This is a genomic window from Methylocapsa palsarum, assembly GCF_900114285.1.
Lineage (GTDB): Bacteria > Pseudomonadota > Alphaproteobacteria > Rhizobiales > Beijerinckiaceae > Methylocapsa > Methylocapsa palsarum.
The window spans coordinates 377,855-399,236 of sequence record NZ_FOSN01000001.1 but is presented as its reverse complement, the minus strand read 5'-3'; the positions used below and the strand labels follow the sequence as shown (position 1 = coordinate 399,236).

Here is a 21,382-nt window from a genome sequence, read left to right as displayed (position 1 = left end):
CGTTAAGGTTTCCGAGAGGTTAACTGGTCTGGAAGCCCTCCCCGCCACGATTGCGGCGGGGGTTTCGCGAACGGCTGGCAGATCTCGCTAAAACTTATGTTTTTCAGAAAGTTATGACGCAAAACCCTGCGTCAGAACTCGACTTTCAGTCCGCCGATCCGGATCGCCGCGCGCAAGGTGTTGGCCATCAGCATGGCGATCGTCATCGGGCCGACGCCGCCCGGAACCGGCGTAATGGCGCCCGCGCGGCCAAGTGATTCGGCGTAAGCGACATCCCCGACGAGCTTTGTTTTCGCGGGAGCGCCGTCCTGCGAGGGAGCCGGAACGCGGTTGATGCCGACATCGATCACGAGGGCGCCCGGCTTGACCCAGTCGCCGCGAATCATCTCGGGCCGGCCGACTGCCGCGACGAGAACGTCGGCGCGCAAGCAGGTCCCCTTGAGATCGCGGGTGCGCGAATGGGCGATGGTCACGGTCGCGTTCCGGCCGAGCAGCAGCTGCGCGATCGGTTTGCCGACGAGATTGGAGCGGCCGACCACGACGGCTTCGGCGCCGGAGAGGTCGAATTTCAAGGCCGCGGCGGCCTTGTCGAGCAGAACCATGCTTCCGGCCGGCGTGCAGGGCACCAGCGCCCGCGACAGATCGCCGATGGCGAGAAGGCCGGCGTTGACGGGATGCAGGCCGTCAACGTCCTTCGACGGCGAGATCGCCTCGATCACGCGGGTCGGGTCCAGCCTGTTGGGGAGCGGCAGCTGCAAAAGGATGCCGTGGATCGCCGGGTCCGCGTTGAGTTTTTGCACGAGCGCGAGCAGTTCCGGCTCGCCCGTCGTCGCGGGCAGATCGTACTGAACGGAATGAAAGCCGCAGGCCTGGGCGGCCTTGCCTTTTGATTTGACGTAAACCTGGCTCGCCGGGTCTTCGCCGACCAGCACGACCGCGAGTCCGGGCTTCAGGCCCTGCGCCACGACCTCCCGTGTCGTCGCCGCGATTGTCGCGAGCACCTCTTCTGACGCCCGTTTTCCATCGATCAGAAGGGCTCCGCCCCCCGATGGGCGAATGACGCCGTCGGTCTGCGTCGTCGCGGCGGTCTGCGCGGCCATGTAATCCCTCCAAAAAATCCAGGTGGTCGAATGAACCTGGACTATTTGTCAGAGTTCGGCCGCTCTGCCAAGTTCGCTTCCATCCGGTTCGCATCCGTCGGGGTCGCGCCCGTCAGGCTTCCTTTTGGCGCGCCTGCTTCCGACGCCGCGCTGGAGGCGTATCCGCTCATGGCACGGTCGAGTCCCGTGAAGGTCACGCCCAGCGCGAAGAACGCCCCGAGAAACATCGTCGCGTTATAGAGGACTTCCCGATAGCCAAGCCTCGCGACATCGACGAAGGGGTACGGGTAGGATCCGATCGCGGCCCCGCGCGCAAGAATATAAACGAAATATAAAAGCGGGTAGATAAGCCATAGAACCGGGTCGACTCGGGTCAACGACCCTTTGGGCATGAAGAAAATCCAGTATAAAACATAAAGCAGAGGAATTTCATCGTGCAGCAACCGATCCGCGACAAGTCGCCAGCCTTGCGGATTCCATAAGTTCCGCAAAAGAAGCGTATAAACCAATGCGACGATGACGATATAACTCGCGACCGCGGATTGCACGCTCGTGCGCGTCAAGAACCACTCTGATTGCGGCTGAAAAAACGACAGCGTCAGGATGAGCGCCACGAGCAGATTGGTCTGCATCGTGAAATAGCTGAAAAAATGAACGACGCTCGCCGCGACCGAGGCGTTGTTCGTCCGCGCTTCCTCGATGTTGTAAGAAATCTGAACCGTCAGCGCGAACCATGCCGCGGCGGCGATGAACGCCGCGCTCGCGCGCTGGAACTGGATGAAAGTCTGCCTGGCCCGAACGCCAGACACGGAAACGTTCTGCATCGAAATGCTCCGACACCCGATCCTGGCGGACATGCTCCAGCCAGGACGCAAAAAGCAGGACGGCGGGCTGGAACGAAGCCCGGCATCCATCGGCTCGATGATTTTTGAATGCCGCCGGAATGTTTTCGTTCCCGGACGCGGTCAGGCCCGACGGCGATTGAAAGCCCGGCTAAACCGTTGGCGATTCAAAGCCATATTCCACAAGATGGTGGCCGCAGGCGCCGGGCTCAAGGACTCGCATGGACGGTTTTGCGAAGAGATCTCCCGCAAAGCCGTCCGGGTCGCCGTGCCCTGTCCAGCATTCGATGGACAGAAAGAACGCTTCGGGTTTCGCCCACAGCGCGAAATGGGGAAAATTTGTCGCCGCCACTGAAATGGCCGCGCCGGATTTGTGCTCGAACCGCAGGCTGCGGCTTCGTGCATTCAGGAAACACAGCGCCTCTCGCGCGAAAAGCTCCGGCGTCAGCGCCAGCGAGCGCCCCTCGAGCGGAACCCGCCGCAGCGACGGCAGGAAGAGACCCTTCTCGGAGATTTCAGGAACTTCGGCGCATTCGTTCGAGCCGAAGCGGATCGAATAGTCCCGCCGGTCGCCGCCCGCGAAGGGCCAGCGGAATCCTGGATGCAGCCCGCAAGCGTAGGGCAATGGGACGGAGCCGCAATTCTCGACCCGCAGGGCGGCGACAAGCGCTCGCGGGCGCAGGCGATAGTCAACAGTGAGCCGAAACTCAAACGGAAACTGGCGCCTCGTCGAATCATCGCTCGCCAGCGTCAGGGCGACCTGATCGGCGGCGGCGCTTGCAACCCTGAAGGCCATGTCGCGGGCGAAACCGTGCAGGCCAAGCGGATAGGATCGGCCGCCTGCGCGCACCTGACCGCCCCGTGTCCAGCCGACGACAGGAAAAAGGATCGGCGCGGTTTCGCCCCAGATTGCGGGATCGGGGTCCCAGATCAGGGACGCCGAGCCCGCCGTCCAGCTGCGAAGTTCAGCCCCCTGAAGCGAAATCGACGCACGGGACCCGGCGCAGGAAAGCTCGACCATGTCCATGATTTTCATTCATTTCTGGAAACCCTGCGAGGCATTGGCCAATCCGCTGCAACCAATTCGGCGCTGGTTCATTGAGACGGCCTGAACCGCAAAGGAGGCCGCAATGGCGCAAGATGGCCGGATTGACCCCAAAAACACTCCAAGGCCCGAGGATGGCGCGAAGGTCAAGGACGGCGCCTCGGGAAATCCCGCCGGCGCCGTCAAGCCAAGTGAGAAAACTCTTGAAAAGCAAGGCGTCGCCGCGCCGGGAAAAGGCGCGCCCTCCGACCTCGTCAGGAAACGAGGCGCCTAGCATATTCCGAACGGATTGAATCAATCCAATCGACAAGAAGCTCAAGCTTTTGATTCTGGAGCGATTTCTGATCGATCGCAGGGAGCCACGCGATCGGAAAGCGCTCTCGCGTCGCTCATGTGCCGAAACTCACAAACATTTTGGCGCCGGCGCGGCAATTTGTAGGCCGCGCATCCGTTTCACGCCGCCGCCATTGGGGAAGCCATGAAAATCCTGCTTGCCGCCGCCCTCTGCTGCCTTGGAGCCTCCGCTTTCGCCAGCCCCGTCGGCGAATGGAAAATTTCCGATGGAACCGCCAATGTCGCGATTCACACCTGCGGCGGCGATCTCTGCGGCTATGTGTCCTGGTCAAAGAATTCCGAGGCCATGGTCGGCAAACAGGTCCTGATCGGGATGCGGCCGCAAGGCAACGTCTGGGCGGGCTCGATCGTCAACGCGCGGGACGGACAGAAATACGTCGGGCGGATGTCGCTTCGCGGCGAACAGACCCTGAAAATCGAGGGCTGCGTTCTCGGCGGCATGATTTGCGGCGGACAGCACTGGTTGCGGCTCCGATAAAAGTTGCAGCTCGAAAAGGAGACGGCGCGCGCGCCGCCGTGGAACCGCCGGGTTCACAGGCGCAAGATTCTGGTCTAAGGAGTTCAAGGATCCCCGAACCCGCTGAACACCGGCCCATAAATTGGCGCGGGGTCACGCTCGGTCGCGGAGCCGTCCGAACTCGAAACATCCTCATGTTTTGAGAATTGAGTCCCAAGGACGCGCTTGAGTTCTGGCGCGGCCTTTTTTTGTGCGCTGAAACGCTCGCGCCCGCCCCGTGAGGAAAAAGCCAGAATGCCGAAGCGGACCGATATATCGACGATTCTTATCATCGGCGCGGGGCCGATCATCATCGGCCAGGCATGCGAATTCGACTATTCCGGCACCCAGGCCTGCAAGGCGCTGCGCGACGAGGGCTACCGGATCGTCCTCATCAATTCCAATCCGGCGACGATCATGACCGATCCGGACATGGCCGACCGCACCTATGTCGAACCCATCACCCCGGAGATCGTCGCCAAGATCATCGCGACGGAGCGCTATGCAATTCCGGGCGGCTTCGCGCTCTTGCCGACGATGGGAGGCCAGACGGCGCTGAATTGCGCGCTCTCCCTGAAGAAAATGGGCGTCCTCGACAAGTTCGACGTCGAAATGATCGGCGCAAGCGCCGAGGCGATCGACAAGGCCGAAGATCGCGAGCTGTTCCGCGAGGCGATGACGAAAATCGGACTCTCGACGCCGCGCTCGCACCAGATCAAGACCTTGAGCCAGGCGCTGGCGATCCTCGACGACATCGGCCTGCCGGCGATCATCCGGCCTTCCTTCACCATGGGCGGAACGGGGGGCGGCATCGCCTACAACAAGGCCGAATTCATCGAGATCATCGAGCGCGGCATCGACGCCTCGCCGACAAGCGAGGTTCTGGTCGAGGAGAGCGTCCTTGGCTGGAAGGAATTCGAGATGGAGGTCGTCCGCGACAAGGCGGACAATTGCATCATCGTCTGTTCGATCGAGAACATCGATCCGATGGGCGTCCATACCGGGGATTCGATCACCGTCGCCCCGGCGCTGACCCTGACCGACAAGGAATACCAGATCATGCGCGACGCCTCGCTGGCGGTCCTACGCGAGATCGGCGTCGAAACCGGCGGCTCCAACGTCCAGTTCGCGGTCAATCCGGCGGACGGGCGCATGATCGTCATCGAAATGAACCCGCGCGTGTCGCGGTCCTCCGCGCTCGCCTCCAAGGCGACCGGATTTCCGATCGCCAAGGTCGCGGCGAAACTCGCCGTCGGCTACACGCTCGACGAGATCGCCAACGACATTACGGGCGGCGCGACCCCGGCCTCGTTCGAGCCAAGCATCGATTATGTCGTGACGAAGATTCCCCGTTTCGCGTTCGAGAAATTTCCCGGCGCCGAGAATATTCTCACCACGGCGATGAAGTCCGTCGGCGAATCCATGGCGATCGGGCGCAATTTCGCCGAAAGCCTCCAGAAGGGATTGCGCTCGCTCGACACCGGCCTCGACGGCCTCGACGAAATCGAGATCGAAGGGCTCGGGCGCGGCGACGACATGAATGTCCTGCGCGCGGCACTGGGCCGCCCGACCCCCGACCGTCTCCTCGTCGTCGCCGAGGCTTTGCGGCGCGGAATGAACGCCGAAGAAATTTACGACGCCTGCAAGATCGACCGCTGGTTCATCCAGCGCCTCGAGGAAATTCTCGAGCTCGAGGCCAGGGTGCGGGCGCATGGTCTGCCGCAGGATCCCGCCAATCTGCGGCTCCTCAAGGCGGCGGGATTTTCCGATGCGCGGCTCGGCGCGCTCGCAAACAGGACCGCGGCGGACGTCGCGGCCCTGCGGCGCCGGCTCGAGGTGCGCCCGGTCTTCAAGCGGATCGACACCTGCGCCGCCGAATTCGCCTCCCCCACGGCCTATATGTATTCGACCTACGCCGCGCCCTTCGCCGGCGTTCCGGCCTGCGAGGCGCGGCCGAGCGCGCGGGAGAAGATCGTGATCCTCGGCGGCGGCCCGAACCGGATCGGGCAGGGAATCGAGTTCGATTATTGCTGTTGCCACGCCTGTTTCGCCCTGCGCGACGCCGGCTTCGAAACCATTATGATCAATTGCAATCCGGAGACGGTTTCGACGGATTACGACACGTCGGACCGGCTCTACTTCGAACCGCTCACCGCCGAGGACGTCCTCGAAATCCTGGCGACGGAGGCGAGCAACGGGAAGCTGAAGGGCGTGATCGTCCAGTTCGGCGGTCAAACGCCGCTGAAGCTCGCGCACGCGCTGGAGCAATCGGGCGTCCCCATTCTTGGCACCTCGGTCGATTCAATTGATCTGGCGGAGGACCGCGACCGGTTCAAGCGGCTGCTCGACAAGCTTGGGCTTCGCCAGCCGATGAACGGCATCGCCTATTCCGTCGAACAGTCGCGGCTCATCGCCGCGGATCTTGGCCTGCCCCTCGTCGTTCGACCGTCCTACGTGCTTGGCGGGCGCGCTATGGCGATCGTGCGCGACGCCTCCGCCCTCGACGATTACCTGCTCGACACCCTGCCGAGCCTTGTCCCCTCCGACGTCAAGGCGCGCTATCCGAACGACAAGACCGGGCAGATCAATACGGTCCTTGGCAAGAATCCCCTGCTGTTCGACCGCTACCTCTCCGACGCCGTCGAAGTCGACGTCGACGCCCTGTGCGACGGAGAGAGCGTCTTCATCTGCGGGATCATGGAGCATATCGAGGAAGCGGGAATTCATTCCGGCGACAGCGCCTGCTCGCTGCCGCCGCGCTCGCTGTCCGCAGAAAAAATCGCGCAACTCGAGGACCAGACCTGTAAACTCGCCCTGGCGCTCGGCGTCGGCGGGCTGATGAACGTGCAATATGCGTTGAAAAACGACGAGATCTACGTGCTCGAGGTCAATCCGCGGGCGGCGCGGACCGTGCCCTTCGTCGCCAAGGTCATCGGCAAGCCGATCGCCAAGATCGCCGCGCGGATCATGGCCGGGGAAAGCCTCTCCGGCTTCGGGCTGACGCCAATGCGGCTGAACCACGTGGGCGTCAAGGAATCCGTGTTTCCCTTCGCCCGTTTTCCCGGCGTCGACACCGTTCTCGGGCCGGAGATGCGCTCGACCGGCGAGGTCATGGGCCTCGACCGCTCCTTCGCCATCGCCTTCGCCAAAAGCCAGCTCGGCGGCGGCACCAAGGTGCCGACATCGGGGTCGGTGTTCGTTTCGGTGCGCGACGACGACAAGCCGCGCGTGCTGGAAACGATCAAGATGCTGGCCGGCCTTGGTTTCAAGATCTTCGCGACGGGGGGAACGGCGCGCTATCTCCAGGCCGAAGGGGTGCGCGCGCAGCGGATCAACAAGGTCTCCGAGGGCCGCCCGCATGTCGTCGACGCGATCAAGAACGGCGGCGTGCAGCTGGTCCTCAACACCACAGAGGGCGCGCAGGCCCTGGCTGATTCGCGCTCGCTGCGCCGGGCCGCTCTCCTGCATAAGGTGCCCTATTACACGACCCTGGCGGGGGCGATCGCGGCTTCGGAGGGAATCCGGGCCTATCTCGCAGGAGATCTTGAGGTCCGGGCGTTGCAGGATTACTTTGCCTGACGTTCAGTCCACGGCTGAAACGAAATGCCTTGCCCGGACGCATTTTTCTTGAACCGGCCCACTTGCAGGCGGTTTAGGGAAAGTGTCTGATTACCCTAACCAGTATGTCGAACGAGCGTTTCCTGACGCAACCCTGACCTGTTTCGCCGGTAAGGAAGCAAAAGAAGAGGTCAAGGCTCAGCTAGAGCATATTCCGATCGGAGTGAATCAATCCAATCGACAAGACTATGCTCAAGCTTTTGACTCTGGAGCGATTTCTGATCGATCGCATGACTTCATGCGATCGGAAAGCGCTCTAAAGGCGTGGAGGCCCCGGTCGGCGATGGCGGGTGGTTTTTGAAAATTGTTGACGTGAAAGAGAATTAGGATGGACAAGTTTCCCATGACGGCGGGCGGCCATGTCGCCCTCGAAGAGGAATTGAAGCGGCGCCAGCAGATCGAGCGTCCCCGCATCATCCAGGCGATCGCCGAGGCGCGCTCGCATGGCGATCTCTCCGAAAACGCGGAATATCACGCCGCCAAGGAAGCCCAGTCCCTGAACGAAGGACGCATCGCCGAACTCGAGGACAAATTGTCGCGCGCCGAAGTGATCGACGTGTCGAAACTGTCCGGCACGACGATCATGTTCGGCGCGACCGTGACGCTGGTCGACGAGGACACAGAAGAAGAGAAGACCTATCAGATCGTCGGCGAAACCGAGGCCGATGTGAAGGCCGGACGCGTCTCGATCACGTCCCCCACCGCGCGCGCCCTGATCGGCAAGAAAATCGGCGATTCGGTTGAAGTGAACACGCCGGGCGGCGGAAAGAGCTACGAAATTTTGAACGTCGCCTTTCAGTAGCCGCGCCTTACCGCTGCTGCGCTCCCGCGCTGACGGCCTGGCTCAAGCCATAGATCGTCTCGAACTTGTGTTCGAATTCGAGAATGGCGGCCGGGTTCTCGATGACGACGAGATCGTTGTCCTGCCGCTTCAGCCCGGAAGCCGAGAAGTTCGCGGAGCCGGTCCGCAGCAGCCGCCCGTCGATTTCATAGCTTTTGAGGTGCATCAGCGGCGCGTGGGGCCGCTTGAAGCGGATTTCGACTCCCGGATTGCTGATGAGATCGACAAACGGGCGCGTTGGTTCGCGCTTCAAAAAGCGCCCGCTGTCCAGATAAATGCGGACCTTGACGCCGCGTCCGGCGGCGCGCGTCAACGCCTGCATCACCGGCCAGTCGGTCATGACATAGGCCGCCATGTCGATGGTCGCCTTCGCCTGATCGACGAGCGAGACGTCGATCCGCTCGAGGTTTTCCGCAGGGGCGAAGTGAACGGCCGGAGGCGGGTCGCCGCCGCAGGGAGCGGACACCGCCACGAGGCCCGGCGCCAACGAGGCCAGAATAAAGACCGCGCCGGTCAAAGTGCGTATCCCGGTCATTGTCCCATCGTGGCCAGTGAATTCCGGATCAAGGATTGACCCGGTTAGCTTGCCTCAACCTTGCGCCGCGATCGGCTCCAGCGCCGCAAGTTCGGCGGCTGTGAAGACGCGGCCGCGCGTCAGGAACCGTAACCCCTCGGGCGCCTCCAGGGAAAAACCCGATCCGCGGCCTGGAACGACGTCGATGATCAGCTGGGTGTGCGACCAGACCTCGTACTGCGCCGCGCCGATAAAGACCGGGCAGCCGGCGATCTCGCCGAGGCGGACGTCGCTGTTTCCCGTGCAAAATTCCGCCAATGGAAAACACATCGGCGAACTGCCGTCGCAGCAGCCCCCGGACTGATGAAACATCAGCGCGCCATGCGCCGCCTTGAGAGCTGCGATCAGGTCAAGGGCCTTTTCGGTCGCGACGACGCGCTCGACCACGAATGCCTCTCCCGCTCAGAACAGCCCGAGCGCCTTCGGGCTGTAGCTCACCAGCATGTTCTTGGTCTGCTGATAATGGTCGAGCATCATCTTGTGGTTCTCGCGTCCGATGCCGGATTGCTTATAGCCTCCGAACGCTGCATGGGCGGGATAGAGATGGTAGCAATTGGTCCAGACACGCCCGGCCTGAATCGCCCGCCCGAACCGGTAGGCCCGGGTCCCGTCGCGGGTCCAGATCCCCGCGCCGAGGCCATAGAGCGTGTCGTTCGCGATCTCGAGCGCCTCGGAATCGTCCTTGAATGTTGTGACCGAGAGGACGGGACCAAAGATCTCCTCCTGGAAGATGCGCATTTTGTTATGGCCTTCGAGGACCGTCGGCTGGACGTAGAATCCGCCCGAGAGATCCCCTCCAAGGTCAGCGCGCGCGCCGCCCGCCAGCACCCTGGCGCCTTCCTGACGGCCGATGTCGAGATAGGATAGAATTTTCTCGAGCTGGTCGTTCGAGGCCTGCGCGCCGATCATCGTCGCCGGATCGAGCGGATTCCCCTGCTTGATCGCTTTCACCCGCGCGATCGCCCGCTCCATGAAGCGGTCGTAGATCTTTTCATGCACCAGCGCGCGCGAGGGGCAGGTGCAGACCTCGCCCTGGTTGAGCGCGAACATCGCGAAGCCCTCAATCGCCTTGTCGAAGAACTCGTCGTCCTGCGCGGCGACATCCTCGAAGAAAATATTCGGCGACTTTCCGCCAAGCTCCAGCGTCACCGGGATGATGTTCTCCGAGGCGTATTGCATGATGAGCCGCCCCGTCGTCGTCTCGCCGGTGAAGGCGATCTTCGCGATCCTTTTGTTCTGCGCCAACGGCTTGCCCGCCTCGACGCCAAATCCATTGACGATGTTAAGAACGCCGGGCGGCAGCAGATCGCCGATCATGTCGGCGAGAACCATGATGCTCATCGGCGTCTGTTCGGCCGGCTTCAGGACGACGCAATTGCCCGCCGCGAGCGCGGGCGCGAGCTTCCAGATCGCCATGAGCAGCGGAAAATTCCACGGAATGATCTGGCCGACCACCCCCAGCGGCTCGTGAAAATGATAAGCGATTGTATCATGGTCGATCTCGCTGAGGCCGCCCTCCTGCGCCCTGATGCAGCCGGCGAAATAGCGGATATGGTCGATCGCGAGCGGCAGATCCGCGCCCTTGGTCTCGCGGATCGGCTTGCCGTTGTCGATGGTCTCGACCATCGCCAGCAGTTCGAGCTTCTGCTCCATGCGGTCGGCGATGCGCAGAAGCGCGAGCGAGCGCTCGGCCGGCGAGGTCTGTCCCCAGGCGGCGCGGGCTGCGTGCGCGGCGTCGAGCGCCAGTTCAACGTCCTCGGCGCTGGAGCGGGCGATGGTGCAGACAACGCGTCCGTCGATGGGCGAGATATTCTCGAACGTCCGGCCCTTGACCGCAGGAACCCATTTTCCGCCGATGAAATTGTCGTAATGGGGCCGGATGGCGATCTCATGCGCGATGTCGGCCAGAACCTTGTCGACCATTGAACTGCCTCCCTTTTTTCGGGCGCGTCGTCTTTTGCGCAGCCTTGCTTGAGCGGCCTTGAACGCTGGACGCGCTTTTTATTGATGTGGGGAGAGTCTAGCACCACGCCAGAGCATTGGAAGAGGGGTCACGCTCGCCCGCTGGCGCGCAGCCGCCGTCACCCTCCAAGCTTGGCCGCGAGCGCGGCGCGCCGGGCGGCGGCGTAAAGCGCCGCGACCGCACAGCTCGCCATCCTTGTGCGGAGCGTGTCCGCCCGGCTTGTCAGGATGATCGGGACGCGCGCGCCGAGCACGATTCCGGCGGCGTCTGCGCCGGCCAGAAAGGTCAGCTCCTTGGCGAGGATGTTGCCGGCCTCGAGATCGGGGGCGATCAGAATATCGGCGTCGCCCGCAACCTCGGATTTGATGTTCTTGGCCAGCGCCGCCTCCCGACTGATGGCGTTGTCGAGCGCCAGGGGCCCGTCCAGAACCCCGCCCGTGATCTGGCCGCGTTCGGCCATCTTGCAGAGCGCCGCGGCGTCGACGGTCGAAGGGATTTTGGAGTTGACGGTCTCCGCCGCCGACAGGATCGCGACTTTCGGCCGCGGGATTCCCAGCGCGATGGCGAGGTCGATGGCGTTCTGGACGATGTCCTTCTTGTCGTCGAGGCCGGGAAAGATATTGATCGCCGCGTCGGTGATGAACAGCGGCTTGGGATAATTCGGCGCGTCCATGATGAAGACATGGCTGACCCGGCGCTCCGTCCGGATGCCGGTCTGCTTGTTGACGACCTCCGCCATGAGTTCGTCGGTGTGCAGGCTTCCCTTCATGATCGCATCGGCCTCGCCCTTGCGCACCAGCTCCACAGCCGCGGCGGCGGCGGCGTGGCTGTGCGGAACGTCGATCAGCTTCAGGCCGGAAAGATCGAGCCCTTGCGCGGCGGCCAGCGCGCTGATCTTTGCTCCCGGGCCGACAAGAATCGGAGCGATCAGCAGTGCCTTTGCGGCGGCGAGCGCGCCGCGCAGCGAGGTCTCGTCGCAGGGATGGGCGACCGCCGTGCGCAGCGGCGACAGGCCCTCGCAGCGCTGGATCAGCGCGTCGTATTTTTCGTGCGCGCGGGCGTTGGTCATGACCGGTTCCCCGCAAGCCCTTTGTCATCGGCGAGCCGCGCCGCATAGCGGGCCATGAGATCGACTTCGAGATTGACCTCGTCGCCAGCCCGCCGCTCGCCCCATGTGGTCACCTTGAGCGTATGCGGAATGAGAAGGACGGAGAACAGATCCTCCTCGACGCTGTTCACCGTCAGTGACGTTCCGTCGAGACTGACCGAACCTTTCTGCGCGATGAATCTGGCGAGATGTCGCGGCGCGCGGATGGCGAACCGCTTCATCCCGTCGAATTCATCCACCGAGACGATCCTGGCGACGCCGTCGACGTGGCCGGTCACCATATGCCCGCCAAGTTCGTCGCCGAGCTTCAGCGAGCGTTCGAGATTGACCCGGGTTCCCGGCGTCCAGCGGCGAGCGGTCGTGAGCGCGAGGGTTTCCGCGCCGACGTCGACCTCGAATGCGGTTCTTCCGTCTTGAACGCCGGCGACCGCCACAGCGGTCAGGCAGGGACCGCCGCAGGCGATCGAGGCGCCCTCGGCGATGGTTTCGGCGGGATAGGAGCAGACGATCCGCACGCGCCGCAATTGTCCGCGCGGCTCGACGCCTTCGATCATTCCAATATCGCTGACAAGACCTGTGAACACGTCAGAGCGCTCTTTCGTAACGCGCCAGCCGGTCGGCGCCGATCGACCTCGCCTCGACGCAGGAATAGCGGGCGGCGTCCGCGAGGATCGCCGCCGTCGGAGGGGAAAGGCCCAGAACGCCGTCCCGGCCGAGCGGTTTTGGCGAGGTGAGAAGGTTCACTTCATCGGCGAGGCCCTGCTCGATCAGGGCGGCGGCCAATCGCGGGCCGCCTTCGCTGAAAATCCGGGTCAGCCCGCGCGCGGCGAGCAATTCCAGCGCCGCGTGAAGGCTGACGCGGCCAGACGCGTCGCGGGGGACGAATTCCACCTCGACGCCGGCGCCGCGAAGCCGCGCGGCGGAATCTTCGCCGGCACCCTCTCCCGCGATCACCAGCGACGGGATGTCGCGCGCGGTGGCGACCAGAAACGACTCGATCCGCAGGCGAAGCTCGCTGTCGAGAACGATTCGGAGAGGCTTTCGCGCCTCGAGCCCGGGAAGCCGGACGCTCAGCAGAGAATCGTCGGCCAGAATGGTTCCGCTCCCGACCATGATCGCGTCATGCATCGCCCGCATCATGTGAACGAGGCCGTTCGCGGCGGCTCCGGTAATGACGAGGCGCGGGTCGTGGTGCGAACCGGCTGCGTAAAGGTCCGATGTCATGGCGAGTTTCAGCGTAACCATCGGCCGGTTCGCGGCGATCCGCAGCATATGACCAAGGTTCGCCCGCCGGGCTTCGTTCTCGAGGATTCCTTTTGTCACGCTGATCCCTGCGGCGGCCAGGATCGCCTCGCCGCCCCCTGCGACGCGAGGATCCGGATCGCCGACCGCGAAGACGACGCGCGAAATGCCCGCGGCGACGATCGCTTCGGCGCAAGGCGGCGTCGCCCCGTGATGGCTGCAGGGCTCCAATGTCGCGTAAAGCGTCGCGCCGCGCGCGGAACCGCCCGCCTCGCGCAAAGCTTCCGTTTCCGCGTGGGGACGCCCGCCCGGCCTCGTCCAGCCGCGGCCAACAACGACGCCCTCGTTCACGATGAGTGCGCCGACCGCCGGGTTCGGCGCGCAGACGCCAAGGCCGCGCCGGCCAAGCGCGAGAGCCGCCGCCATGAACCGGGAATCGTCCGACAGGGGCGGTGGAGGGGCTTCGCGATCGGTCATGCCCGGCCCGGAGGACGGGCGTTCTTGGCCGGAGGGGGTTGAGCGGCGCCCTCCTCGCTCGCGGCGCATTCCTCGACCGCGAGTTCATCGATCAGGTCGTTGAAATCGCGCGCCTCGCGGAAATTACGATACACCGAGGCGAAACGGACGTAGGCGACGCTGTCGAGGGCGCGAAGACCTTCCATGGCGAGTTCGCCGATATATTCGCTTTTGATTTCGCTCTCGCCCTGACTTTCGAGCTGCCGCACGATGCCGTTGACCATGCGTTCAACCCGGTCGGGCTCGACGGGGCGTTTTCGCAGCGCATGCGCGAGGGACCGCATCAGCTTGTCGCGCTCGAAGGGAACCCGGCGGCCGGATTTTTTCAGAACCGTCAATTCGCGCAGCTGGGTGCGCTCGAACGTCGTAAAACGCCCGCCGCAATCCGGGCAGACCCGACGGCGACGTATGGCCGAGGCGTCATCCGTCGGCCTCGAATCCTTGACTTGCGTTTCGAGACTACCGCAATAAGGGCAACGCATGGCGCTCCGGCCTCATGTGAACGGGATGCGCCTCGTTTTGCGGAGGCGCGATCGCCGCGCCTCCAGGTCCAGTTTCAGGCGGCGCTCCTAGAGCGCTTTCCGATCGCATGAAATCATGCGATCGATCAGAAATCGCTCCAGAGTCAAAAACTTGAGCATATTCTTGTCGATTGGATTGATTCAATCCAATCGGAATATGCTCTAAGCGCCGCAGCCGTGTCAGTAGATCGGGAACGCCGTCGTCAGGCTGCTCACTTCGGCCTTGACCTTGGCCTCGATCGCGCCGTTGTCCGCATCGCCGTTTTTCGACAACCCGTCCAAGGTGGCGGCGATGAGTTCGCCAACCTTCTTGAATTCGGCGGTCCCGAATCCGCGCGAGGTCGCCGCCGGGGTTCCAAGCCGGATGCCGGACGTGACCATCGGGCTCGCGGTGTCGAACGGCACGCCGTTCTTGTTGCAGGTAATGCCCGCGCGCCCGAGCGCCGCTTCGGCGGCCTTGCCGGTCAGCTGCTTCGGCCGCAAATCGACCAGCATCAGATGGTTGTCGGTTCCGCCCGAGGCGATGGCGAAACCGGCGTCGAGAAGCGTCGCGGCCAGCACCTTCGCGTTGGCGACGACCTGCTGCGCGTAGATCTTGAACTGCGGCCCCAGAGCTTCGCCGAAAGCGACGCCCTTGGCGGCGATCACGTGCATGAGCGGTCCGCCCTGCAGGCCGGGGAACACCGCCGAATTGATCTTCTTGGCGATATCGGCGTCATTGGTCAGCACCAGACCGCCGCGCGGACCGCGCAGGGTCTTGTGCGTCGTGGAGGTGACGACATGGGCGTGAGGGAACGGCGAGGGATGGACGCCGCCCGCGACGAGACCGGCGAAATGCGCCATGTCCACCATGAAATAGGCGCCGACTGAATCCGCGATCTCCCGGAACTTCGCGAAATCCCAGTGCCGCGAATAACCCGAGCCGCCCGCGATGATGATCTTCGGCTTGTGCTGCTCGGCGAGACGCGCGACCGCATCCATGTCGATGCGGTGATCGTCCGGACGCACGCCGTAATGCACCGGCTTGAACCACTTGCCCGACAGATTCACGGAGGCGCCGTGGGTCAGATGCCCGCCGGCGGCGAGATCGAGGCCCATGAACACATCGCCCGGCTGCGCCAGCGCCAGAAACACCGACTGGTTCGCCTGGCTGCCGGAATTCGGCTGCACATTGGCGAACTGGCAATCAAACAGGCGCTTGACGCGTTCGATCGCCAGGGTCTCGGCGATGTCAACGAACTGGCAGCCGCCGTAATAGCGCCGGCCCGGATAGCCTTCGGCGTATTTGTTCGTGAGAATCGAGCCTTGCGCCTCAAGCACAGCCTTCGACACGATGTTTTCCGAAGCGATGAGTTCGATCTCATGCTGCTGGCGGCCAAGCTCCTGTTCGACAGCCTTGGCCATTTCGGGATCGGTCTGTGTCAAACTCGCTTCGAAGAACGAATTGGGAGCGGACCGGCCAGCTTCGGCGTTGGTTTGGCTCATATGCGGGGGCTCCTTAAAATTGCGGACGGCGCGTGGCCGATGTCGAGATTTGCAGGCCGCGCGCCGCGAATTTCGACGCCGGCGCGCTCGCCCAGGTTCGGGGAAATTGAATCGTCGCTGCCCATAGCATGACAAGGCGCGAGAGTGAAGGCGGCCCGTTGCGGCTTTTTGCGAGCGCGAACGCCGCCCCGGCCTGCCGTCAGTCGGCCGACTATTGCGGTTCGTCGCTCATCGGGTCAAGGGTGCGGACGCTCGCCGCCTTCTGGACGGCGACGGACGGCAATTGCGGGACCGGCGAGGAATTGGCGGCGGCCGGCGCGAAACCATCCCGCTGGTAAATGTCCTCGCGGAATTGGATGAGGCCGTCCGGAGACGCCCAGGCCGTCACGTAAACCCAGTAGACCGGAACGGGAGAGGACAATTTGGCGTCGACGCGCTGTCCGGACCGGATCGCCTCGTCAATGTGCGGCCGGTCCCAGCCGGGCGTGTCCTTCAAAAGCCAGGCGACATAATCGCGGACATTCTGGACCCGGATGCAGCCTGAGGAGACAAACCGGTCGTCATCCCCGAAAATCCCTTTTTCGGGGGTGTCGTGCATATAGACCCCATAGGGATTATTAATGTTGATCCGCACGACGCCGAGGGAATTCATGTCGCCCGGATCTTCCCGGTACGTGTAATTCGTCGCCTCAAGCGTATTCCAGTTGATCTGACTCGACGGAGTTTCCTGGCCGTCCTTGCTGTAAATCCTGATTTTGTGGTCGCTGAGGTAATTGGGGTCCTTCTGCATCCGCGGAATGAGGTCCTTGCGGACGATCGAAGGCGGAACCGTCCAGAACGGATTGAAATTGATGTCGATCGCCTTGGTCATCATGACCGGGGACTGGCGGTCGATCTTGCCGACGCCGGCGGCGTGCCGGGTCGCGACGGCGCCGTTTTCGACCGTTTCGACGGCCATGGCCGGAATATTCGCCGTGACGAAGCGATCGCCGAGATTGCCCGAATAGGAGCGCAGCCGGACGAGATTGGTCTCCAGCTGATGCAGCCGCACGTCGGCCGAGACATTGAGCGCGGCCAGCGTCTCCTTGCCGACCACGCCGTTTTCGAGCAGGCCGTGACGGGCCTGGAAATGCTTGACCCCGGCGTCGACGTAAGAGTCGAAGATGGACGAGGCTCCCGCCGAGCGGTCGAGATCGCCGGAGGCGACGAGCCGTTTGCGCAGGGCGACGACCGCCGCTCCGTTGGCGCCAAGCCGCATCGACTGACCAGACGGCACGGTTCCCCATCCGCCGTTCGAGACGATCTCGCGGTAGGTTTCGATCGCCTGTTCGGTCGCGGCCATGGTCTGCGGCGACAGGACCGGCGTCGTCGAACGCTTGACGATCAGCCGGGGGTCTGCGTCGTAGCGCTGCGCCCATTCCGCCTGTCCGCCGTAATATCCATCCCCCGATCCCGCCTGGACGCTCGAGGCGCAAATCGAACCGAAACCAACGAGGAGAGCGGCGAACGCCGGTCCGCGCAGAGCAATGCGGCGCGCGAGGCCATTCGCCAAACCTTGCGCCAAACCTTGCGCCGAGCGATTTGAACGTGTCTTCACCTTGAACTCCAAACTTAAATCTCAAACCGCGCGCAGACCAAGGCCCGCCGGACTCCGCTTGAAACGCAAGCGGCCTCAAAAAACCCTGGCGAGACGGCGCCAGATCAACGAATCGCCAAGCTTTCGGCCAAGTCGCCGACCAAGCCGTCAACCAAACCGCCGGCCAAGCTTCCTGCGTTCACAAAACTAAAGAGGCGCATACGCTTGTTTCAATCGATCTAGCTTCTTAATGGTTAATAAGGAGCAAATAGGGCGGCGATTTTAAGGCGGCGACAGGGCGGCGCATGGGCTAAGCTGCTAAGGTGGCGAGCGTCCGGCCGATCTTTCCGCCACATCCCCCGGGCGCGGAGGGATATGTCATGAAACGCTGCGCCTGCGATTTGCCTCACGACGCCGGACGGCGCGCCTTCTTTGGCGCAACAGCGGCAGCCGCAAGCTTGGCTGCGACCGCGCTGCCGGTTTCGGCGGCCGCCGCCGAGTCGTCCAGGACGGGAGCGCCCAGCGCCGGGACTTCCGGAACCGGATCGTCAAAATCCTCCGGCTCCAAATCCTCCGCTTCCAAGTCCGACCTTTCCAAGGCAGACCTCTCCAAATCAGACCCGTCCAAGTCCGGCCCCTCGACGCTCGACCCGGACAAGCGCAAATTTATGGAGGAGGCGGCCCGGCTCGCGACCGAATCGGTCGAGAAGGGCTGGGGCGGACCTTTCGGGGCCGTGATCGTCAAAAATGGAGAAATCATCGGACGCGGCCAGAATCGGGTTCTCCTCACCGGCTGTCCCGTGTTTCACGCCGAGATCACTGCGATCATCGACGCGTCGGCCAAACTGAACCCCAAGGCGCTGCTGGGCAGCGACTACGGCGCGGGCACGATTTTGGAAATGATCCCGCGCGAGGTTGGGTCTCCCGACCGCTCGCCGGAGCGGGCGCGCATGCTGAAGGGCTGCGAGATTTACGTCAACGGCGCGCCCTGCCCGATGTGCATGAGCGCGATTTACTGGGCGCGCATCGACCATGTCTATTTCGGCGCGAGCCTCGAGGACACGAGTCACATCGGTTTCGACGACGCCTTCCAGTATGAAGACTTCACGCGGCCCTGGAATGAGCGCAGCATTGCAGTGACGCCGGATTTCGAGCGGGAGATCGGCCTGACGGCCTTTCGCGCCTGGGAGGCCAAAAAGGATCGTCACCCCTATTGAGATGATCGGCTCGATTGAGCGTCCCGCCGACTTTCAGGACCGCCGTTCTTTTTAAGAAGCCGGCGCTTGATTGTTTCAGAGCCGATACCTGATCTGATCTGTCCAGAAACGCTCGAGCCGCGTCAGAGCGAGGTTGAGCTGACCGAACTCGTCGCGGGAGATGCCGCCGATCTTCTCGACAGTGCCGATGTGCTTCTCATAGAGGCCCGCGACGATTGTATGGACGTCGCGGCCCTTGTCGGTGAGGCTGATGCGGACCGCCCGGCGATCCACGCGCGAACGCGAGTGATGAAGATAGCCGGTCTCGACAAGCTTCTTGACGTTATAGGAGACATTGGAGCCAAGATAATATCCCCGCGTGCGCAACTCTCCCGCTGTGAGTTCCTTGTCGCCGATGTTGTACAGCAGCAGAGCCTGGATCGCGTTCACGTCGCTGCGGCTGCGCCGGTCGAATTCATCCTTGATCACGTCGAGAAGGCGCCGGTGCAGCCGCTCGACGAGCGTCAGGGCTTCGAGATAAATCGGACGCACCTGGGCAATTCGTTCGGTGCGAATCTGCGAAACTTCGCTTTTCAATGCAAGGACCATGATCAAACCTCGTGCTTTCACCAAGGCGCTGTTTCAGTCCGCGCGAGGAATGAACTTAGAGTACTGGCGACAACTGAAAGCCAGATTAAATAACAACCTAAATCGCAGGCTTATTTGTTTATATAAGCTGTCGCCCGGCTAAACTTTTTGTTTACAAAAGCGCTGATTCGCGTTGGTTGCGCCAACGAGATGAATACCACCAGACACTTTCAATTTTATAAATTGAGCGCTTTTCCGTGAACCCGAAGCTTCGCGTCTGAGCCGCGACATGCCGCAGGAGGTGATCCGGGAGCGGTTGATCGGGGAGGGTTTGGATCGGGCCGACCGCGGTCTTTCGCCAGCGCGCGTCAGCGTCTCACCATCGCGACCATCCGTGAGCGTGCAGCGACGCGATCATGACGCGGGCGAGGCTCGCAGCACAGCGCCCGCCGCCAGGCGCCCCCTTTCGGGCGGCATGCGGAACAGACCCACGAGGATGAAACGGCAAGCTCGGCGACCGGGTTCGCGTCTCCGGCCCGCCCGCAATTCCGTCTAGGGCGCTTTCCGGCCGAATGTGATGATTCGGTCGATCAGAAATCGCTCCGGAGTCAAAAACTTGAGCATAGTCTTGTCGATTGGAGGGATTCACTCCAATCGGAATATGCTCTAGATCGGTTTGACTTCGATTTTTTCGATCTCGTAGGGATCTTCGGCGGGTTGCTCGAGATAGTTAAGGCCGAGCTTCCAGACCACGGCGCCGACGAGGAGCACGGCCGCGAACATCAATTTCTTCATCAGAGGCGTCGCCGTAAACGATTTCATTTTCAATCTCTTCCTCGCCCTCTGCGGTTTTCCACTCGTCAGCCGGCTTCGCCGCCGGCGCTCGATCCTTGCCCGTCCCGCGGTTTTCGTGCTTAAGGATCAATCAATAAAATGTCGACTCTTGGTCGAACAGGGAAGAGGACGCCAATGAAGATTTCGGTTTCGAAAGGTTTATTGCCGGTCGCGCTCGCGCTCGCATTGACTTCGCCGCTGGGGGCGCATCAGGAAATCGTCGGCCATTTGAAAATCGCCCATCCCTGGATCAAGGCGGCGGCCGAAGGCGCGGCCGGGACCTACGGCTGCGTGATCGAGATCAGCAATGAGAGCGACGAGCCGGAGCGTCTCATCGGGGCCACCGTCGAAGGCGCCGGCGCCGGGACGTTGTACCAGCTGACCGAGCGGGACGGCCATTTCACGTCGAAGCCCATCGACGGACTGACGATCAAGCCCCACGGCAGCATTGAATTGACCCCGACGACCTATCAATTCAAGTTCGGCAAGATCACCAAGACCTTATCCGAGGACGCCATGGTCCCAGGAACCCTCATTTTCGAGAAACAGCATAGCGCCCCGGTTCATTTCATGGTCGAAACCGACGACACCGCGCCGAAAGAAGACCCGGCTGACGCGAACCATGGGATGTAAATCCAGCAATGACTGAACTTTCCGCCACCGCCGAGCGTCTGTTCTCCGGACAGATCGGCGCCGAATACGACATGCTCGACGTGATCTGCCCGGCCGCGGCCGCGATGAGCGACCGGGTCGGCGAATTCGTCGCCGCCCTGCCGCCCGGCCCTCTGAACGTGGCGGAGCTCGGCTGCGGCACGGGCGTGACGACGCGCGCGCTTTTGCGGCGCTCCGGCGCACTGATCACGGCGCTCGACAACGAACCCGCGATGCTGAGCCAGGCGAGCGACCGTCTGGCGGATTTTATCGACGAGGGGCGGGTTCGGCTGGTCGAAGCCGATGCGCTCGCCGGACTGGCGGCGCTTCCGTCAGGCGAGACCAGCGTTGTCGCGTCCGCCTATACGATTCATAATTTTCTTGAACCCTATCGGCTTCGGGTGCTCGCTGAAATCTTCCGGGTGCTTAAGCCCGGAGGGATTTTCGTCAACGGCGACCGTTACGCGCTCGACGAGACGGCCCGCCACACCCGGCTGACCCAGGACGAGGCGCGGCATTATTTCAAGACCTTCGCCGCCCTCAACCGCTACGATCTGCTGGAGCAATGGATCATCCATCTGTTCAGCGACGAATCCGCCGATCACATCATGCGGCTTGGCCCCTCTCTCGATGCGATGCGGGCGCTGGGGTTCGATCCGGTTGAAGTCCTCTTCCGCGACGGCGTCAACGCCCTTGTGAGCGCGAGAAAGCCAGCCGCCTGATCTTGCTGAATGGGCGCTGGATCATCTATTCGTTCCTATGATAAGGGTGCGTCAGGTCTGGCGTTCAACCTGCCGTTTGGTTCACGGCCTTGCGCGTCGTTCCCCCCGCG

The 21,382-nt window shown here is 62.8% G+C and carries 21 protein-coding genes; 7 read left to right on the top strand and 14 right to left on the bottom strand.

Features of this window, described 5'->3' with window-relative positions; genetic code table 11:
* Positions 1-131: 131 nt before the first annotated feature.
* The 3 genes from BM177_RS01940 to BM177_RS01930 all read right to left on the bottom strand — a co-directional run bounded on the left by BM177_RS01940 (position 132) and on the right by BM177_RS01930 (position 2,978).
* On the bottom strand, positions 132-1,100 hold the full coding sequence (locus tag BM177_RS01940; RefSeq protein WP_091676689.1) for a bifunctional 5,10-methylenetetrahydrofolate dehydrogenase/5,10-methenyltetrahydrofolate cyclohydrolase: 969 nt from the start codon (positions 1,098-1,100) through the stop codon (positions 132-134).
* A 41-nt stretch (positions 1,101-1,141) separates the two neighbouring features.
* Entirely contained in the window at positions 1,142-1,924 is a 783-nt protein-coding gene (locus tag BM177_RS01935) for a Pr6Pr family membrane protein (protein ID WP_091676686.1), read from the bottom strand.
* A 169-nt stretch (positions 1,925-2,093) separates the two neighbouring features.
* Positions 2,094-2,978, bottom strand: coding sequence for an aldose epimerase family protein (locus tag BM177_RS01930; RefSeq protein ID WP_175492456.1), 885 nt, complete (start codon positions 2,976-2,978; stop codon positions 2,094-2,096).
* Between the two features lie 94 nt (positions 2,979-3,072).
* Here BM177_RS01930 and BM177_RS01925 point away from each other — a divergent pair, with 94 nt between their 5' ends.
* The 4 genes from BM177_RS01925 (at position 3,073) to greA (ending at position 8,257) form a co-directional block, all read left to right on the top strand.
* Positions 3,073-3,261, top strand: a complete 189-nt coding sequence (locus BM177_RS01925; RefSeq protein ID WP_091676683.1) for a hypothetical protein — start codon at positions 3,073-3,075, stop codon at positions 3,259-3,261.
* 204 nt (positions 3,262-3,465) lie between these two features.
* Entirely contained in the window at positions 3,466-3,819 is a 354-nt protein-coding gene (locus BM177_RS01920) for a DUF2147 domain-containing protein (protein ID WP_091676680.1), read from the top strand.
* Positions 3,820-4,092: 273 nt separating this feature from the next.
* Complete coding sequence (gene carB, locus BM177_RS01915; protein ID WP_091677495.1) at positions 4,093-7,416, top strand: carbamoyl-phosphate synthase large subunit; 3,324 nt, start codon at positions 4,093-4,095, stop codon at positions 7,414-7,416.
* Between the two features lie 367 nt (positions 7,417-7,783).
* Positions 7,784-8,257, top strand: coding sequence for a transcription elongation factor GreA (greA, locus tag BM177_RS01910; RefSeq protein ID WP_091676678.1), 474 nt, complete (start codon positions 7,784-7,786; stop codon positions 8,255-8,257).
* A gap of 7 nt (positions 8,258-8,264) precedes the next feature.
* Here the strand turns inward: greA and BM177_RS01905 are convergent, their stop codons facing one another.
* The 9 genes from BM177_RS01905 to BM177_RS01865 all read right to left on the bottom strand — a co-directional run bounded on the left by BM177_RS01905 (position 8,265) and on the right by BM177_RS01865 (position 17,257).
* On the bottom strand, positions 8,265-8,831 hold the full coding sequence (locus BM177_RS01905) for a phospholipase D-like domain-containing protein (protein ID WP_091676675.1): 567 nt from the start codon (positions 8,829-8,831) through the stop codon (positions 8,265-8,267).
* A gap of 54 nt (positions 8,832-8,885) precedes the next feature.
* On the bottom strand, positions 8,886-9,257 hold the full coding sequence (locus tag BM177_RS01900) for a DUF779 domain-containing protein (protein WP_091676673.1): 372 nt from the start codon (positions 9,255-9,257) through the stop codon (positions 8,886-8,888).
* A gap of 15 nt (positions 9,258-9,272) precedes the next feature.
* Complete coding sequence (adh, locus tag BM177_RS01895) at positions 9,273-10,793, bottom strand: aldehyde dehydrogenase (RefSeq protein ID WP_091676670.1); 1,521 nt, start codon at positions 10,791-10,793, stop codon at positions 9,273-9,275.
* A 158-nt stretch (positions 10,794-10,951) separates the two neighbouring features.
* Positions 10,952-11,902, bottom strand: a complete 951-nt coding sequence (locus BM177_RS01890; RefSeq protein WP_091676667.1) for a phosphate acetyltransferase — start codon at positions 11,900-11,902, stop codon at positions 10,952-10,954.
* On the bottom strand, positions 11,899-12,525 hold the full coding sequence (locus BM177_RS01885) for a riboflavin synthase (RefSeq protein WP_091676664.1): 627 nt from the start codon (positions 12,523-12,525) through the stop codon (positions 11,899-11,901). Before BM177_RS01885 ends, BM177_RS01890 begins: the two co-directional genes overlap by 4 nt.
* 1 nt (position 12,526) lies before the next feature.
* Positions 12,527-13,660, bottom strand: a complete 1,134-nt coding sequence (gene ribD / locus BM177_RS01880) for a bifunctional diaminohydroxyphosphoribosylaminopyrimidine deaminase/5-amino-6-(5-phosphoribosylamino)uracil reductase RibD (RefSeq protein WP_244532032.1) — start codon at positions 13,658-13,660, stop codon at positions 12,527-12,529.
* Entirely contained in the window at positions 13,657-14,181 is a 525-nt protein-coding gene (gene nrdR / locus BM177_RS01875) for a transcriptional regulator NrdR (protein WP_091676659.1), read from the bottom strand. Before nrdR ends, ribD begins: the two co-directional genes overlap by 4 nt.
* 219 nt (positions 14,182-14,400) lie before the next feature.
* Positions 14,401-15,705, bottom strand: a complete 1,305-nt coding sequence (glyA, locus tag BM177_RS01870; protein WP_091676656.1) for a serine hydroxymethyltransferase — start codon at positions 15,703-15,705, stop codon at positions 14,401-14,403.
* Positions 15,706-15,916: 211 nt separating this feature from the next.
* The gene (locus BM177_RS01865) at positions 15,917-17,257 is read right to left on the bottom strand and encodes a L,D-transpeptidase family protein (RefSeq protein WP_091677491.1); all 1,341 of its coding nucleotides are present in this window, start codon (positions 17,255-17,257) and stop codon (positions 15,917-15,919) included.
* 404 nt (positions 17,258-17,661) lie between these two features.
* Here BM177_RS01865 and BM177_RS01860 point away from each other — a divergent pair, with 404 nt between their 5' ends.
* The gene (locus BM177_RS01860) at positions 17,662-18,498 is read left to right on the top strand and encodes a nucleoside deaminase (RefSeq protein ID WP_244532031.1); all 837 of its coding nucleotides are present in this window, start codon (positions 17,662-17,664) and stop codon (positions 18,496-18,498) included.
* Positions 18,499-18,573: 75 nt separating this feature from the next.
* On the opposite strand, the gene ldtR is transcribed toward BM177_RS01860, so the two are convergent.
* Positions 18,574-19,086 carry a transcriptional regulator LdtR gene (gene ldtR, locus BM177_RS01855; RefSeq protein WP_091677487.1) on the bottom strand — a complete coding sequence of 171 codons (513 nt, stop codon included), beginning with the start codon at positions 19,084-19,086 and terminating at the stop codon, positions 18,574-18,576.
* A gap of 645 nt (positions 19,087-19,731) precedes the next feature.
* Positions 19,732-19,887 carry a hypothetical protein gene (locus BM177_RS19875; RefSeq protein WP_175492455.1) on the bottom strand — a complete coding sequence of 52 codons (156 nt, stop codon included), beginning with the start codon at positions 19,885-19,887 and terminating at the stop codon, positions 19,732-19,734.
* A 147-nt stretch (positions 19,888-20,034) separates the two neighbouring features.
* Between BM177_RS19875 and BM177_RS01850 the strand changes: the two genes are divergently transcribed.
* Both BM177_RS01850 and BM177_RS01845 read left to right on the top strand, forming a co-directional pair.
* Positions 20,035-20,532, top strand: coding sequence for a copper chaperone PCu(A)C (locus tag BM177_RS01850; RefSeq protein ID WP_175492454.1), 498 nt, complete (start codon positions 20,035-20,037; stop codon positions 20,530-20,532).
* Positions 20,533-20,540: 8 nt separating this feature from the next.
* Positions 20,541-21,272, top strand: a complete 732-nt coding sequence (locus BM177_RS01845; protein ID WP_091676645.1) for a class I SAM-dependent methyltransferase — start codon at positions 20,541-20,543, stop codon at positions 21,270-21,272.
* Positions 21,273-21,382: the final 110 nt, after the last annotated feature.